The organism is Parabacteroides goldsteinii, from assembly GCF_020091425.1.
Classification (GTDB): domain Bacteria; phylum Bacteroidota; class Bacteroidia; order Bacteroidales; family Tannerellaceae; genus Parabacteroides; species Parabacteroides goldsteinii.
Genome location: NZ_CP081906.1, coordinates 3,222,628 through 3,240,387, shown reverse-complemented (window position 1 = coordinate 3,240,387; position 17,760 = coordinate 3,222,628). Strand labels below are relative to the sequence as shown.

Here is a 17,760-nt window from a genome sequence, read left to right as displayed (position 1 = left end):
CCCTAACTTCTATCTCTAAAGTCCTGACTCAGTAAAATTATCCTGTACACCCTGGTGGATTAGGGTGTACACCTTAGTCGAACAACCTGTACACCGTAATCGGCTATCCTGTACAGGGTAGTAATACTTACTAACGACTCATGCATTAGTTAGCAGTGACTTTGGTGATAATAAGTAGTAACCTTTGAGATAATATTCAGTGACAATTTCACCAGGCTGATACAAATATAATACATACTGTTTTACAAAAACATCTGCCATCTGTCACTATCTCAGATATGGTATTAATTTCCAATAAATTATGGGTTGCAGATGCAGTGTGTTTGTCTGCCACTGTATCTGCCATCTGTCACCTGTATATATAGTAAACGCTTCAGAATAATATCAATTAAAGAGTGGTAGATGGCAGATGTGGTTGCAGATAAATCAGGTATCTGTCACCATCTATGTGGCATATATACAGTGTGTTATATGGATTGGTTGCAGATGGTAGATAAATATATAAAACTTTGTGTAGTATCTTTCTATTCTGTTTATTTACCTGTTCGCGGAATTAATTTGTTTCAGTTATTATCAGATATGAGCTATCCTGTCCCCGTGCTTGACACGGGGCCGCAAGAGAACTGGCGGTATCAAAAGATATTATAGGATACGGTCTGTGCCTTTGCGATCCCGTGTCAAGCACGGGAACGGGATAACTCAATTATTTCTAAATTAGTTATACCGAATTCACATAATATAAAAAGGGAACCCTGAATGCACAGAGTCCCCTTTCTATCTTATGATTGCTTTATTTATTTGTAGCTATAGCCCGCTTTCTTTTGTGCGCTGCTGGCATTTTCTGCCGGGATTAAAGTGAAGCCCCACTTGTATTCCTTGTCAGCAGGTAATGTATGTTCAGGTTCAGGACGTGAATACCAACTGTCGTAACCGGCCAGTCCCTGTTGTTTCAGGTCAACACATACTTCAACGAAGTTACGCGGGGTAATATCATTGATGTGTGTCTGGCGAGGTTTATCGTACGGACCAATGTTCGGACGGTTGTTGATTTCTTCCTGTGTGAAGTTGTTCCACTGGTACGGACGGTTGGTTGTCTTACCGGCATCGAAATCTTCTACGGAGTTACGCATGGCGTTGAATTCCATATCATCGTCAGCAACGATTAACAGGTTCTTGCCTTTGCCACCTAATGTGAGCCAGCGGGTATCGCAATGGTGGCCGTTTTCCTGCGGACGAACATAGGGGAAGTATTGCTCTTCTGCCGTACTCTTGTATTGCCCGATCATGTAACCGGCTTTACGGTCCCAATAATTTTCTACTGGTCCGCGACCGAAGTATTCCAGCTGGTCCATAGTTACCGGCAGACGGAAACGTACGCCGATACGGGGAACGACCATTTTGTCACGGTCGCTGACTTTGTCACGTCCGGGTGAGAACGTTGCTGTTGCAGTCGCTTCGGAGATTCCAATCTTTACGCCATCCAGATGAGCCGGGGTGAAGTGGGTAGCCACATTCATTACACCGTCGGGATAAATCTTATAAGTGATAAGGAATTCGTTACCGGCCGGTAATTTATATTCCACATTTACGATGGCATTTCCGTCGACGATTTCGGCAGCAGCCTTAGTCACGTTGAAGTTACGGCTTGACAGTTCCCATATTTCCAAACGTTTCGGGTTACCGCTTCCGTAGTCGTTGTCGTTAGGAGCACGCCAGAAGTTCGGCTGGATACCGAAACCTTCGTTGAAATATTCCGTGCCGCCCACCTTATAAGAACTAACAACGCCTGATTTCTTGTCGAACACAAAGTTCACCTTGGAAGAAGTTACTTTCACGTTATCACCTTCTTCTGATACGGCCAGTTTAGGACCACCTGCCTTATAAGCAACTTTATCGGCTTCTATCGGTAAGCGGAACTGGTCCTGGGCGATTTCGTAACCGGCAGGAATTACACCTTCCTGTTTATTAGAAGTAACAACGAAATTAACCAGATAATCGACACCGGCCTGTGGTTTCAGACCTGCTACGGGAACAGTGATTTCCTGTGAAGCCTGCGGAGCCAGGTCAAGTGAAACTTTATCGCTCTTGATTACCTTGTTGTTCGCTTTTACAGTATATGTAATCGTATAATCCTTCAGGTTGGTGAAGTAGAAGCGGTTTGTGATTTTAAATACACCGTTAGCTACATCCACGGCATCGAAACCAACGTTCTGATGTGTAAATTTCACCTCTTTCATGGCCGGATGCGGAGTGCGGTCCGGATTTACGATACCGTTGCAAAGGAAATTACCGTCGCTAGGCATATTAACGCCGAAGTCGCCACCGTATGCATAATAGTCTTTGCCGTTTTCATCCTTAACAAGAAGTCCCTGGTCTACCCAGTCCCAAATCCAACCACCCTGGAGGTTCGGATATTTGTAGATAGCTTTCCACTGTCCCCAAAGGTTACCGGTCGAGTTACCCATGGCATGGGCATATTCGGAAGGAGCTATCGGACGGTCGCTACCTTCTTTTCCGATTTCTTCCAGCCATCCAGCACTCGGATACTGCGGTACATACATGTCGGTATTCCATTCCCAAAGAGCACGTTCGTAGTTGACCGGACGGTTCATTGCTCCTTTTTCCTTATTCTTTACATATAAATAAGTCTGGTAGAAGTTGTATCCGTTACCGGCTTCGTTACCCAAAGACCAGATAGTTACTGACGGATAGTTCTTGTTACGTTCGTACATATTCATCGTACGGTCCATGTGCGGCAGCAACCATTCCGGATTGTTACCCAGCGAACCGCCTTTGCTCAGGCTATAATACATACCGTGCGATTCCACGTTGGCTTCATCGTAGACATATAATCCGTATTCGTCGCAGAGTTCATAGAACCGACGGTCCTGCGGATAGTGGCACAAACGTACAGAGTTGATGTTGTTTTTCTTCATCAGTTCGAAGTCTTTACGCATCAGTTCTTCTGTCATATAGTGGCCTGTCAGTGGGTTATGTTCGTGGATATTCACCCCTTTGAACTTAATCGGCTGTCCGTTGAACAACAGTACGGTGTAAGGCTTTCCGTTACCGGCAATCTGGTCGATCGGTTTGATTTCGATGCGGCGGAAACCAACGTTCGAAGGAATGACTTCCGTTACTTTACCGTCTTCCTTTACCGTCATCAACAGTTTGTAAAGATTCGGATGTTCAGCACTCCAGGTGGCGACATCGTTCAGCTCTTTTTCAAAAGAAGCTGCCTTGATACTGTTGGCTCCGACCCATAACTTGTTGTCGGCGGTTGCAACAGTCTGTCCTTTTGCATCCAGCAGTTCGTAAGATACAGTGATGTCTTTTGCTGCTTTCGTATGGTTTTTGATGTCTACGGCCAGGTTGAAGATACCGTTTTTATAAGTATCGTCCAGGGTAGAGATTACGCGGAAATCGTTTACTGCAATTTTGGGTTGTGACCACAGGAATACATCACGTTCGATACCGCTGATGCGCCAGAAGTCCTGGCATTCCAGATATGAACCGGTGCTCCATCTGAATATCTTCAGAGTAAGAACATTCTTTCCCGGTTGCAGATAGTCGTTGATCAGGAACTCTGCCGGATTTTTAGAATCTTCGCTGTAACCGACTTCCTTGCCGTTCACATAAACGTAAAGACCTGATTTGGCACCTGCAATATGTAGATACACATCACGTCCGTCCCAGTTTGCCGGGATTTCGAAGTCACGACGGTAAACGCCTACCGGAGTTGTTTCCGGCAATAGCGGAGGCTGCGGGTTACGGGGTTTGAACTCGTAGCCATGGTTTGTATAGATGGCTGTACCATGTCCCTGAAGTTCCCAGTTGCCCGGCACGGTAATATCATCCCAGGAAGAAGTGCTTGTTGAAGGATCTGTGATATTTGCCGGAAGATCTTTGTAGGAGTCTACAAAATAGAATTTCCAGGTTCCGTTCAGTAATGAATAGTAGGGACTCTTTTCAAAACGTGAAGTAAGGGCTGTCGAACGGTCGCCGTACGTCATAAATGAGCTGCGCGGCAGTTCTTTGTTTACGGCAACGACTTGAACGTCCTGCCAGTAAGGCTTCGTGTCCTGGGATGCAGTCGCATTATCAGCCAATGCAGTACCCAAAAGGAAGCAACCGAATGCTCCGGTGAGCATTGCTTTCTTAACCAAGTGTTTCATTTGTATTTATTTAGGTTGGTAGTATCTGATAAAAAATAGGAGGCTGGTAAGGTTATATACATACCAATTACCAGTCTCCCATTTTTAAAGTTGTTTTTTATTTAGCAGCGTAAAAAGAATAACCTTCAGCTACTTGACGGAATGCTAGAACACCTGCCTGATTCAATTCTACGTTCATTTCTTTACCATCCGGCAAATACATGACAACTTCGTCGTTTTCAGTAAACTTTAACAGCTTGGTTGCTTCGCCGTCGGCTTCAACACTCCAGCTCTTGTCTGCTTCGTTGAATACGAGATCGATGGCTTTTTCTTCGCCTTCTTTTTGGATGTGGTATCCGTCTTTTTTGGTTTCAACAGTGTATACACCGTCTTTTCCGTTGATTGTCTTTACGGTTCCTGCATCTGCTACAGGGTTGCTTCCGCTCCAAAATTCGATAGAGTTCAGCACCAGTACATCAGCGAGCGCTGAAATTTCATAAACAGGGACAATCCAGAAAGCGATAAATACCAGTTCGTTAACGAACTTGCTGTCGATATTGCTGTTCCAACTCAGAAGTTTGTTTGTCAAGCCGAATGATCCGATGCAAGACGAAAATAGAACACTGCTGGCTAAGGTAGTAGCCACTAATAATGTTAAACTTTTTTTCCTCATGAATTATAAATTGTTAGTAGTTAATTTGGGGACGAAGATAACAATTATTTTCTATCCCAACTTACTGTTTCTTTATTATTTCGAGTTTGCCTGATCAGTTCGTTCCCGATTTTTACAGGTGTTGTGAGTAGTTCCGGCAAGTTGAATGTCTGGGTAAAGTAGAAATAAAAATCCGGGTCTTTTTGGGGTAGAACGAAAGGTTTGCCGGCTGTACCTTTTTGTCTGTCGAATTTAGCGATGTAAGGATGTGCCCATAATCCGTCCTGCCGTTTACTGCTGAAGACGAACCATTCTCCGGTTGAAGACCAAGTGTGAAAACTTTCGACATCGTTGCTGTTAACCTCTTCCATATTACGTATCTCGTTTGTTTCCATATTTAATAGGTATAGTTCGCTTTCAGGATGCCAGATAGAGAAATTACCATAATCCGAACAGGTGAACATCAGGTATTTTCCGTCTGGCGAGATCCGGGGAAAGGAGACGCTTTTTCCTTTTTGGGAAGCTTCGTAGATACATTCCGGTGTTCCGAAACATTCTTTTCCGGCATCAAATGCTATTTTGAATAGGTCATAATGTATGCTGTCCAAAGGCGTTTTTTCATTGATTGCTTTGCTCCGGCAGAAGTAGAGCATTGTTCCGTCTGGACTCCAGGTAGGGAAAGTTTCCATCCATTCTTTTCCATAAATGGCGGGTGAGGATATTAGACGGTTTGTTTTCGTGTCCAATAAGAGCAGGTCGGATTCTGAATCGGATACTTCGACGGCTTTCGGGCCTGTCGAATGGAAATATTGTTGAATTTCATTAACTGAAAAAGCCAGATACCGTCCTTCCGGATGCCAGGCGGCATATGCTCCTCCGTTTTTCATCTCCGGAGATTTGACATCCAGCCTGTTGATTTTTCCCTGCCTGTAAACTAAAGTTCCTCCAACCTTTCCTCGTATATGTATCATCATAGTTTCCGGTGAATTTTTACAGAAGGTATGACAATTCAGGCAGTCTTTTTCAATGGATTGGTTTTCTATCAGCGGTATTTCCCGATAAGAGGTGAGGTCGCGCTGATAAATGCCCATTTGGTTCCATAATTCATATCCTGGATAGATTAGCCGGTAAACCAGATAGGGGTCTATAGGCGATTCGGAAATATAATTTGTTATATCGGGAAATTGTATCCATTTTCCGTTTTGGCGTACAAAGATGCGGATATAGAATGTCTCACCGGCTGTCTCTTTCAAAAGTTTACTCCAATTGTTTTCTGTGATGTTGACTGATGATTGTCTTGTTTTAGAAGTGAAGAATATCTTTTTTGAGTTACCTATTTCCGTGTAGAATTCATCCCCTTCTTCCATGATCCGAAAGTTGGGCGGAGCAATGTTGGAAGGAAATGTGACTCCTGTATAGTCCGGAAAAATAGTGAGCGGTTTATCGCTTTGCCCATCCGGAGTTATATGTGTTTGCCGACATGCACACAACAAGGCCAGTATTGCCAGACAGGGCAGTATGCAGGAATGTATAAAAGATATAGAAGAAGTATGATTCATAAATTCTTATTTATCAGTGATTTTATTACCGTAAGGACTCAGGAAGTGAAGGTAATACCAAAAGGTGTCCCCGAATTGTTCCTTGAGTTTTTTTAGTTCTTTGTGTTGATAGAGGATATAATAATTCCGAAACCTTTCTTCCGTTTCTTGGCTGATTGTGAAACCGAGTGCCTGGAATGTTTCATCATCTACTCCCAGTTTATAGGAATAGAGTGCTTCTTCGTATAGTCGGGGCAAGGAGGGGTAGGCGAAATTCCGGATTCTTTCTAAATTCTCGGCAAACCGTGTGATTTGGTTGCTAAGAATCAAATTGCTCATCAGGTACTCGAAGGCCATACGATTGGTAGAATCTCGGTCACATAAATAACTTAATTCCGGACCTAGATTCAGTATATTTGCAAAGCGTATCTTTTCGTTTGGGGCATACGGAAGAGCATTCGGCAGCGGATTTTGCTTTTCCCGTATCATTTTTTCATATTTCTCCGCTTCTTTTTGATAGAAAAGCGTTTGTTTCAAAATGTTGATAAAGCGTAATGCAATAGGGTAACGTCGGTTTGCTATATTATACCGAATCAGGTTGATGACGATTGGCGCCGTTTCTCCATATACGACCATTGCTTCGAATGCCCAGCGGTGAGCTTCGTTTATATAGCCCAGTTGTTCGTAAATATAATGTCCGTACCGGCTTCTCCTGGCTTCGCCTGTCCAGGGGAGGTACAGAGAGGCGACTCCTTTACTTTGGGGATATTTCAAGAGGTCGTAGGGCATACGTCCGGTATGAAAAAGAGCCATATTACGGAAATACTCCATCAGTTGGTTGTTACCGCGGAGTTTACCGGAGCAGATTAGCACTTTGTCCCATTCTTTATTTATTACATAAGTCTCGGCCTCAAGCAGTAACCGTTCTTTCATATTATAATGAATAACAAAAGAATAAAATGTACTTCCGGTATATAAACAGAGACAGATGGCAGAACAGTAGAAATATCTTTTTTTATTGGTAAGATAAGGTGTTAAATACCGCGCAGATAATCCCGTGACGAAGAGGATGGAGACAGACAGGAGAGGGGATGAATATCCCAGACAGAACCCTGTTATTAATAAAAAAGGAATTAAGGTATAGCAGAAATATTTTTTTCCGGAAAAAGAAAGAAGATATAATATAAGAAAAGAGCAAAAGAGATTTGAAGCATGGTAAAAGTTGAAATCAACAGATTCGAATTGAATGAGCAGATGGAGTGGCATCAATAAAGCTATATGCAGCGGGTCTTCTTTACCGGTAAGTTTCCGGCAGGTTAAGTAGGGAAGCAGATAAAGAGAAGACAATAACAATGAAAAAATAAGTTTACCGGCAAGGGGAAAATAAAAGAATTGGGTGATGAAATTTGAGATATACCGACCTGCACCCCCGATTTCATAAATATACTTTTCCAGATAAGGACGGCTGAACAGAAATAGTTCCTGCTGTTCATGATAAGATATGACGTAAGCCATACTGTCGGAAAATAGAAACAGAAACAGTCCGGTCAGGCATAGGAATGGAATCCAATAGGTGTTTTTCATATTTTATGTTTCAGGAAAAGAGGAAGATGTATCAAAGACAGTCAGAGACATTTGATACATCTTCCCTTTTAGAGTTTGTTATTCATAACCGGCGTTTTGAGTCAATGCCGGATTCAGATCGATTTCGGATTGTGGAACCGGATATACATAATTATGATCGGAATAACGGCTACCTGTCAGTTTTATGTTTTCTCCCTGATAGAGAATACACTTTTTACCTCCGTCTTCGGCAGGAGCATTCGGATCGTCAACTAATTTGTATTTTAATCCCAGGAATGGAGCATTCAGTACATCTTTGGCTATGCCCCAACGACGAATATCCCATTGGCGTTTACCTCCTTCCAGTGCAAATTCAACACGCCATTCGTTACGGATACGCTGGCGCAGTTCATCCTGTGTTCCGCAATAGGTCGGTTTGCTCGCATCGTTTTTTTTGCAATTCGGGAATGTCGGCACGACGACGTACACGGTTTACCGCTTCGAATGCTGAATCGTCCAGACCTGCTATTTCATTTTGGGCTTCTGCATAAGTTAATAAGACTTCGGCGAAACGGATTACATGCCAATCTTTTCCCATATCCCATCCTGTGGATTGAGGGTCTATATTGGGATCTAACCATTTTTGTTGATAATAACCGGTGGCTGTGGCATCGCCATGTTGTGCGATACCGGTGTTTCCACTTGATTTTAATGGTGCTACTTTAATAGTCGTTCCATACATTTCTTCGCCGTCATGCAATACACAGACTTCCAGACGCGGATCGCGGTTGGTAAATGGATCTGTTTCATCATATAAAGAAGATTTGTTGATCGGAGCACCGTCGATACATTCGAATGCGTCTACCAGGCTTTGTGTCGGATTGATACCTCCCCAACCTTTAGTAGGAAAACATTCCCATCCGATGATGTAGTTTGTGTTATCGGGAGCATTGAACTGGCGGATCAAAATGGCTTCACTACAAGCTTCTTGGCTTTCCCAGAACAATTCGGCATAACGGCCTGTACCTTCAGCATCGAACAGTTCGTATTGATTTGAGTCGATAACAGCTTTTGCCGCTTTTGCCGCAACTTCCCAATCGGCATAATACAGGGCGGCACGTGCTTTCATTGCATAGGCGGCACCTTTTGTGATTCGTCCGTATTTGTCAGAGGGCCACTGTACCGGAAGTTTTTCGATGGCGTAATCGAAATCTTCCATGACTTTTTTGTATACTTCTTCACGGGGAGTACGAGTAATACCTTCCATCTCGTCTAATGCAAGGCTCTTTTCTATATAAGGAACATCCCCGAATTGTTGGATCAACTCAAAATATAGGTAAGCGCGTAAAAAACGTGCTTCACCGATAGTCGCTTCTTTATCTGCAACAGGATAGTCTTCTATCATATCGATTTTTTCGAGCAAGATGTTACAGGCCCGGATAGATGAATAACTTCCGCTCCATCCAAATCCGGCCGGGTCGTAAATTCCTTTCGACACATCACCTGCCGCCCATTTGATTCCGTGTACTGCATTATCGGAGTTGATATCTCCGTCTATGTCTCCATTTGCGCTACCGGGTAATATACCATATATGTCTGCTACAAACATTTCTGCATCGGCCGGTTTTGTCCAGAAGCTACCGTCAGACAACTCTTCTTTCGGGTAACGATCCAGAAAATCGCTGCACGAACAAAAACATAATAATAAGGCCGATATGGCAACTGATAATATATTCTTTTTCATATTTGTTTAGTCATGAGAAATTAGAATGATACTTTTAAGCCTAATGATACTTTTTTTACGTTTCCGTAATAAGCTCCACGATTGGAAGCCGGAGCTTCGGGGTCAATGCCTTCCAGACCGCTGAAGGTCAGAAGGTTTTCACCGGAAATATATACTTTAACCTTGTCGATTCCTATTTTTTGAGTAAGGACAGACGGAATATTATATCCTAATGAAATATTTTTTAAACGAACATACGAAGCATCCTGCAACCAGAAGGAAGAGGTCGAGAAGTTTATCTGTGAATCTTTTGTGATACGCGGATAAGAAGCATTATGGTTTTCCGGAGTCCAGCGATCCAGATGACGTTCCAATACTTTGCCGCTATTGTAGAACGCGTAAGAAGATTCACCTGTATAATAACCATATACATCGAAGGCTCCTTGGAAGAAAGCTGAGAAGTCGAAATCTTTGTAATAAAGAGCGATGTTCAGACCACCTGTCCATGACGGTTTGTCTTTACCGATTACTTTACGGTCGTTTGCTGCATCGATTTTACCGTCATTATTCAAGTCGCGGTATTTGATATCACCTAACTGTTCTGTTCCGGTACGTTTTGCATCATTAGCTAATTCTTCTTCCGTGTTGAAATAACCGATAGCTTCGTACCCATAGAATGAACCTAAAGCATATCCTTCCAGATACCAGTATTTACTGTCGTCCGGATTTTCTCCTTCTGTTCCACACATGTCTGTAATTTTATTCTTTACATAAGCTATATTCAGGTTGACTGCATAACTGAAATCTTTGTTGATGCGATTGTTATGGAATAAACTCAGGTCGAACCCTGTATTTTGCATACTACCGGCATTTTGTGCAGGAGCGTCCATACCCAAAACACCCTGTACGGGTAAATACAACAACATATCTTTGGTTTTCTTTTTATAGACAGCTAATTCGAATCCTAAACGGTTATTCAGGAAACCTGCTTCAATAGCTCCTTCGTAGTTTGTTACGGTTGCCCATTTCAGTTGGGAGTTTACATAACGAGTCTCGTAGGCGGTAGAATAAAGAGAGTTTCCGAACATATAGCTTCCATACGCATACGTTGCTATCGACGGATAGATATCGCTATCTGATAATTCTTCATTACCAGTTTGTCCCCAGCCTGCACGAATTTTTAAGTTGCTCAACCATTTGATATCGGCATCTTTTACAAAACTTTCTTCCGTGATACGCCAGCCGGCAGAAACAGAAGGGAAGTAACCCCAACGGGAATCTTTAGGGAAACGTGAAGAGGCATCCGCGCGTAAGTTCGCTTCAAATAAATATTTGTTGTTGAAATCATATTGAACGCGTCCGAAATAAGAACGGCGTGCAGTTTCGTGTCCTCCGTTCTTATTTGTCTGGGAAGACTTATCCAGCGTGTTTAGTGATTCGGTTAATTCATCGTTTCCACCGCCTTTGCGGGTAGCTTCGGTATATTTGTAATTGTAATAGATTTGTTCGAAACCGGCTAATGCGGTTAATGAATGTTTACCGAATGTTTTGTTGTAATTGGCCAGGACTTGTGTTGTATACCAGTTCCAGTCGTAATATTTTTGGTATCCTTCACGCAGACCGGAGTTAAATGTATTGTTTCCGGTTCCGTATTCCAACAGTTTTTTGAAACCTTCGTTGTTTCGGGTATCATTGCGGACAGAGAATAACGCTTTGACATTCAACTCCGGTAAAATATTGACTTTAGCATAGGCTGTCGCATTAAGCTGCTGGTCGACCTGTCGTGTGAATCCTGTATTGTCGAGGTGGGCAACCGGATTGGCCAGACCGCTGTAATAGAAGCTGCCGTCGTCATTGTATACAGGGTAAATAGGAGCCAGTCGGTTACAATATTGGCGCAGTGAAGCATAACCTTCCCAGCCATCGTTTTTAGTTCCTCTGTAACCGGAAACATTTAATCCGGCAGTCAACCATTTATTGATGTCACTGTCTACGCTGATACGTCCGTTGAAACGGTCGTATTTATTGACGTCGATCAGACCATCCTGGCGTGTATAACCGATAGAGGCATTGTAACTGGTTTTTTCCGAACCTCCATTGATAGACAGGTTATGGTATGTTTCCAGTGCATTCTTTTTGAATGTTTCATCATACCAGTCTGTGTCGGGGAGTGTTCCGTTTCGATAGTTTTGAATGTCTTCTTCTGTGTAAGGGAGGATGGCATTAGGATTTTCATTTTTTACAGCTTCATTGTATAACATGGCATAATCTCCGGCACCCAGGAATTTTAATAATGCAACCGGTGATGACCAGGCAACGGAACCTGAATAGTTAATGCGGGCTTTGTCACCTTTTTTACCTTTTTTAGTGGTAATCAAAATAACACCATTAGCAGCTTGCACACCGTAAATGGCAGAAGAAGCGGCATCTTTCAATACGGTAAGACTCTCGATGTCCTGCGGGTCGATCGTATTCATACTGCCGGGTACACCATCAACAATTACCAGCGGGCTACCGCCGTTGATAGAGTTTGTTCCACGAATCGTAATACTTGCGGTTTGCGATCCAGGGGCACCGGAACTTTGTATTGCCGTTACACCTGGAATTTGTCCGGCTAAAGCTGCCGAAACACTTGCTACACTACGCGATTCAATCGCTTCTGCCGAGATGTGAGCCACAGAACCTGTCAGATTGGCTTTTTTCTGTACGCCATAGCCTACAACAACTACTTCGTCCAGCGCTTGTGTGTCTTCTTGTAGTGTGATTTTTCCTTTCGCTGCATCAGAGGCTTTAATTTCTAATGACTTAAATCCGATACTACTAATGACTAGAATGTCATTTGGAGCGGCTTCTAAAGTGAATTTGCCATCCAAATCCGTAACAGTACCGTTGGTTGTTCCTTTCACAACAACGTTAGCACCAATTAGTGGTTCATTTAATCCACCGTCAAAGACTACTCCGTTTATGGCTTTTTTCTGTTGGGTAATAGTTACTTCTGTTGTTGTGGCATACAAAGAAGAAGTGGTTACTGAAACAGGAAAAGCAAGTGCGATTAGAAGCAAAGGGAGTTTGTTTTGCTTGAAAATAGACCTGTAGTTCATGTGTTTTTTTATTGATAATTAATACTAGTTTTGAAGTTATCATAGTTCTAGCAGAACTAATTTATAACGACACCGCAAATATAGTATATTTTTTATTATCAATACCTAAATATATTAAAATTAATTACGATCAACAAGAACTTAAGTTGAATATGTTAATTATTAATTACGCAATTAAGTTAACATGCTTTTTTCTATCCGTCATCAATTTTGCCCTAAACGACTGATATATTAATAATTAGTTCTAATAGAAACGACTAAGTTCTGCTAGAACTTAGTCGTTTCTATTTTTAATCTTCCGAGTATTTTTCCTGATATTACTAATTATTTTTTTTCTACCGATAAGGTACTGTCTGGTTTTGTGACATATATTATGATACTGCATTCTGCTAATTTGGAGTGGTAGGCGATTTTTGTGTACTTTTGCAGCCATAAAAGAAATAAATATGATTTCGGTTGAAGGACTAACAGTTGAATTTGGCGAATTTACGCTTTTTGATGATGTTTCGTTTGTGGTAAACAAGAAGGATCGTATCGCACTGGTCGGTAAGAACGGGGCGGGAAAATCTACGATGTTGAAGATATTTGCAGGTTTGCAGTCTCCGACATCCGGTACGGTGAGTATTCCCAAAGAGACGACGATCGGCTATCTGCCTCAGCAGATGCAGCTGACCGACAGCCGTACTGTCCGTGAAGAAGCGGAACAGGCTTTCGGTCATATCCAAGAAATGGAAAAGGAGATCGAACGGCTGAATCTGGAACTGGCTGAACGGACCGACTACGAAACGGAATCGTATCAGAAGCTGATAGATAAGGTAACACATCTTTCCGAACATTTCCAGCTGATGGGGGGAAGCAACTACCATGCAGAACTGGAACGTACTTTGATCGGTCTGGGATTTAACCGCAGTGATTTTGAACGTCCGACTTCCGAGTTCAGCGGTGGCTGGCGTATGCGTATCGAGTTGGCAAAGTTATTACTTCGCCGTCCGGACGTGTTGTTGCTCGATGAGCCGACTAACCACCTGGATATCGAATCTATCCAATGGCTAGAGAATTTCATTGCGACCCGTGCTAATGCTGTGATCCTGGTTTCGCATGACCGTGCTTTTATTGATAATACCACGTCCCGTACGATCGAGATCGAGTTGGGAAGTATATACGATTATAAAGTAAAGTATTCCGAATACGTTGAACTTCGTAAGGAACGCCGCGAACAACAACTCCGTGCCTTCGAAAACCAGCAGAAGAAGCTGGCTGATACCGAAGCATTCATTGAACGGTTCCGTTATAAAGCGACCAAATCCGTTCAGGTGCAGTCACGCATCAAACAGTTGGAAAAGGTAGAGCGTATCGAAGTGGATGAGGTAGATACAGCCATGCTGAGCCTGAAATTTCCTCCGGCTCCCCGTTCCGGTTCTTATCCTGTGATTATGGAGAATGTGGCTAAACGTTATGGGGATCATCTGATCTTCAAGGATGTCACATTGACTATCAACAGAGGGGACAAGGTCGCTTTCGTCGGAAAGAACGGTGAAGGTAAGTCGACGCTGGTCAAATGTATCATGGAACAGATCGACTATGAAGGAAAACTGCAATTGGGGCATAACGTGAAGATCGGTTATTTTGCCCAGAATCAGGCGCAGTTGCTGGATGATAACCTGACGGTCTTTGATACGATCGATTATGTAGCGCAGGGTGATATACGGACCAAGATCCGCGATATCCTCGGAGCCTTTATGTTTGGTGGCGAAGCATCCGAGAAGAAGGTGAAAGTCCTGTCGGGAGGAGAAAGAAGCCGTCTGGCGATGATCCGCCTGTTGCTGGAGCCGGTCAACCTGCTGATCCTCGATGAGCCGACCAACCATTTGGATATGCGTTCGAAGGATGTCCTGAAAGATGCGTTGCGTGAATTTGACGGTACCGTGATTGTCGTTTCCCATGACCGTGAATTTCTGGATGGCCTGGTAGATAAGGTATATGAATTCGGCAATCAGCGTGTCGTTGAACATCTGGGAGGAATCTATGAATTCCTGGAAAAAAAGAAGATGGATAGTTTGCGTGAACTGGAACGTTCCACACAGGCAGCTTCTTTGACTGCGGATACGGATGTTCAGCCTACACAAAACAAACTTTCTTATGAAGCACGCAAAGAACAAAGCAAAGCGATTAAGAAAGTAGAAAAAGCCGTTGCCGAGGCAGAAAATAAAATAACGGAACTGGAAAACTCCATAGCTGCCATTGAAGCCAGACTGGCAACTCCCGAAGGAGCATCCGATACATCTTTATATAATGATTATTCATCATTGAAAAAAGAGTTGTCCGACACAATGGACACATGGACGGAGTTGACCATGGAATTAGAAGAATTGAATGAGAAAGCGTCCCGGTGATCCGGTGGCGCTTTTTTTGAAATATATTGATTAAAGAAGGATTGCATTAAATAAAAAGTATTTACTTTTGCCAATCGATAGACTTCGGTTTATCATACCATGAGATTGAACTAATTGATAAATAACAACGCCTAATTTATAGACAAAATATTATGTTAACTCAAATTATTAACGGTCGTATCCTGACACCGCAGGGCTGGATGAAAGATGGTTCTGTTCTGATTAGTGATAACAAGATTCTGGAAGTGACCAACTGTGACCTTGCCATAGTTGGTGCAAACTTGATTGACGCCAAGGGAATGTATATCGTTCCGGGCGGAGTGGAAATCCATGTTCACGGCGGAGGCGGACGTGACTTTATGGAAGGTACGGAAGAGGCGTTCCGTGGTGCCGTGGCTGCGCATATGCAACATGGTACGACGAGTATTTTCCCGACTTTGTCGTCTTCAACCATCCCGATGATCCGTGCGGCGGCAGCTACAACTGAAAAGTTGATGGCTGAAAAGGACAGTCCTATCCTCGGATTACATCTGGAAGGCCATTACTTCAATATGAAGATGGCCGGTGGTCAGATTCCTGAAAACATCAAGAATCCGGACCCGGAAGAATATATCCCGTTGCTGGAGGAGACGAATTGTATCAAGCGTTGGGACGCTGCGCCTGAATTGCCGGGTGCCATGCAGTTCGGCAAGTATATCACTTCGAAAGGCGTGTTGGCTGCTGTCGGACATACACAGGCTGAGTATGAAGATATCCAGACGGCTTATGAAGCGGGTTATACACATGCCACCCATTTTTACAATGCTATGCCCGGTTTCCATAAACGCCGCGAGTATAAGTATGAAGGAACTGTCGAAAGTATCTATCTGATCGATGACATGACAGTGGAAGTGGTAGCTGACGGTATTCATGTCCCGCCGACAATCCTTCGTCTGGTTTATAAGGTGAAAGGTGTGGAACGGACTTGTTTGATCACGGATGCCTTGGCTTGTGCGGCCAGCGATAGCCAGGTGGCTTTCGACCCGCGTGTGATCATTGAAGACGGGGTTTGTAAACTTGCCGACCGCTCAGCGTTGGCCGGTAGTGTTGCAACGATGGACCGCCTGATTCGTACGGTGGTACAGAAAGCTGAGATACCTTTGGAAGATGCGATTCGTATGGCTTCTGAAACGCCGGCCCGTATCATGGGCGTTTACGACCGCAAAGGTTCTTTGCAACGTGGTAAAGATGCCGACCTGATGGTCTTGGACAAAGATTTGAATGTACGTGCTGTCTGGGCTATGGGTAAATTGGTGGAAGGTACTAATAAGTTGTTTTAACGGGATCGAACAAGAATAAAATAGAGAAGAAGTTATGTTAACTCAAATAATAAACGGACAGATCCTGACGCCGCAAGGTTGGTTAAAAGACGGTTCTGTTCTGATCAGTGATGGTAAAATACTGGAAGTAACAAATAGTGACCTGGCTGTGATAGGGGCTACGGTGGTAGATGCTAAAGGAATGTATATTATTCCTGGTTTCGTTGCTATGAATATACACGGTGGCGGTGGATATGATTTTAAGGAATGTACAGAAGAAGCTTTCCACGGGGCAGTGAACGCACACATGAAATATGGGGCGACTTGTATTTTCCCGACATTGGGCTCGCTTCCCATGACTGAAATCAGGAAAGGGGTTGCCTTATGTGAAAGTGCGATGGCAGAGAAAAACAGTCCTGTGTTGGGATTACAGTTGGAAGGACCCTATCTGAATCCGAAGATGGCAGGCAGTTTACTGACAGACGCTTTGAAAGATCCTGATTCGGACGAATATAAATCGTTACTGGAAAGTACGAATTGTATTAAACGTTGGGATGCAAGTCCGGAATTACCGGGGGCATTGGATTTTGCCCGTTATGTCCGTTCAAAAGGTCTTTTGGCAGCTGTTTCTCATACGGAGGCAGAATTTGAAGATATTAAAGCTGCTTATGAAGCCGGTTTTACGCATGCGGCTCATTTCTATAATGCTATGCCCGGATTCCATAAGCGTCGTGAATATAAATATGAAGGAACGGTAGAGAGTGTGTTCTTGGAAGATGATATGACGGTGGAGGTGATTGCCGATGGCCGTCACTTGCCTTCAACAATCCTGCGTCTGGTTTACAAGCTGAAAGGTGTGGAACGTACTTGTCTGACAACGGATGCATTGGCTTATGCCGCCAATGAAGGAAAGCCCGTTGATGATCCCCGGATTATCATAGAAGATGGCGTTTGTAAACTGGCAGACCATTCTTCATTGGTAGGTAGTATCGCTACAATGGATGTATTGGTTCGTACGATGGCCCAAAATGCCGGAGTTCCTTTGGCAGACGCTGTTCGCATGGCTTCTGAAACGCCGGCTCACCTGATGGGAGTAGACGATCGCAAGGGTTCTCTGCAACGTGGTAAAGATGCCGATATTGTTATTCTGGACCGTAAGTTGAATGTCCGTTCTGTCTGGTCGATGGGACATTTGGTGGAAGGAACGAATACATTGGCTTGAATGAAACAGGAATGCATTTCTCGTCTCGTCTGCGTGCCATAGTGTGACTTTTGCTTGTAATAAACCGCCCCGCTTCGAATCCCTAAAGATTCGAAGCGGGGCGAGTTTTTTTCAAT

General features: G+C 43.5%; 8 protein-coding genes and 1 pseudogene. 3 read left to right on the top strand and 6 right to left on the bottom strand.

Annotated features, from left to right (window positions below; all coding sequences use genetic code 11):
- Positions 1 to 794 precede the first annotated feature (794 nt).
- The 6 genes and pseudogenes from K6V26_RS14435 to K6V26_RS14410 all read right to left on the bottom strand — a co-directional run bounded on the left by K6V26_RS14435 (position 795) and on the right by K6V26_RS14410 (position 12,731).
- Entirely contained in the window at positions 795 to 4,175 is a 3,381-nt protein-coding gene (locus K6V26_RS14435; RefSeq protein ID WP_224265678.1) for a glycoside hydrolase family 2 TIM barrel-domain containing protein, read from the bottom strand.
- 97 nt (positions 4,176 to 4,272) lie between these two features.
- Positions 4,273 to 4,827: a DUF3332 domain-containing protein gene (locus K6V26_RS14430; RefSeq protein ID WP_007658855.1), complete on the bottom strand. Its 555-nt coding sequence runs from the start codon at positions 4,825 to 4,827 to the stop codon at positions 4,273 to 4,275.
- 44 nt (positions 4,828 to 4,871) lie between these two features.
- On the bottom strand, positions 4,872 to 6,365 hold the full coding sequence (locus tag K6V26_RS14425) for a TolB family protein (RefSeq protein WP_010802457.1): 1,494 nt from the start codon (positions 6,363 to 6,365) through the stop codon (positions 4,872 to 4,874).
- Positions 6,366 to 6,371: 6 nt separating this feature from the next.
- Complete coding sequence (locus K6V26_RS14420; RefSeq protein WP_224265677.1) at positions 6,372 to 7,928, bottom strand: DUF6057 family protein; 1,557 nt, start codon at positions 7,926 to 7,928, stop codon at positions 6,372 to 6,374.
- 78 nt (positions 7,929 to 8,006) lie between these two features.
- Positions 8,007 to 9,651, bottom strand: a pseudogene (locus K6V26_RS14415) (RagB/SusD family nutrient uptake outer membrane protein).
- 20 nt (positions 9,652 to 9,671) lie between these two features.
- On the bottom strand, positions 9,672 to 12,731 hold the full coding sequence (locus K6V26_RS14410; protein WP_224265676.1) for a SusC/RagA family TonB-linked outer membrane protein: 3,060 nt from the start codon (positions 12,729 to 12,731) through the stop codon (positions 9,672 to 9,674).
- A gap of 446 nt (positions 12,732 to 13,177) precedes the next feature.
- Here K6V26_RS14410 and K6V26_RS14405 point away from each other — a divergent pair, with 446 nt between their 5' ends.
- From K6V26_RS14405 to nagA (K6V26_RS14395), 3 genes are all read left to right on the top strand, one after another.
- The gene (locus tag K6V26_RS14405; protein ID WP_224265675.1) at positions 13,178 to 15,124 is read left to right on the top strand and encodes an ABC-F family ATP-binding cassette domain-containing protein; all 1,947 of its coding nucleotides are present in this window, start codon (positions 13,178 to 13,180) and stop codon (positions 15,122 to 15,124) included.
- A gap of 152 nt (positions 15,125 to 15,276) precedes the next feature.
- The gene (gene nagA / locus K6V26_RS14400) at positions 15,277 to 16,443 is read left to right on the top strand and encodes an N-acetylglucosamine-6-phosphate deacetylase (protein ID WP_224265674.1); all 1,167 of its coding nucleotides are present in this window, start codon (positions 15,277 to 15,279) and stop codon (positions 16,441 to 16,443) included.
- A gap of 34 nt (positions 16,444 to 16,477) precedes the next feature.
- Entirely contained in the window at positions 16,478 to 17,644 is a 1,167-nt protein-coding gene (gene nagA / locus K6V26_RS14395) for an N-acetylglucosamine-6-phosphate deacetylase (protein WP_224265673.1), read from the top strand.
- Positions 17,645 to 17,760 lie beyond the last annotated feature (116 nt).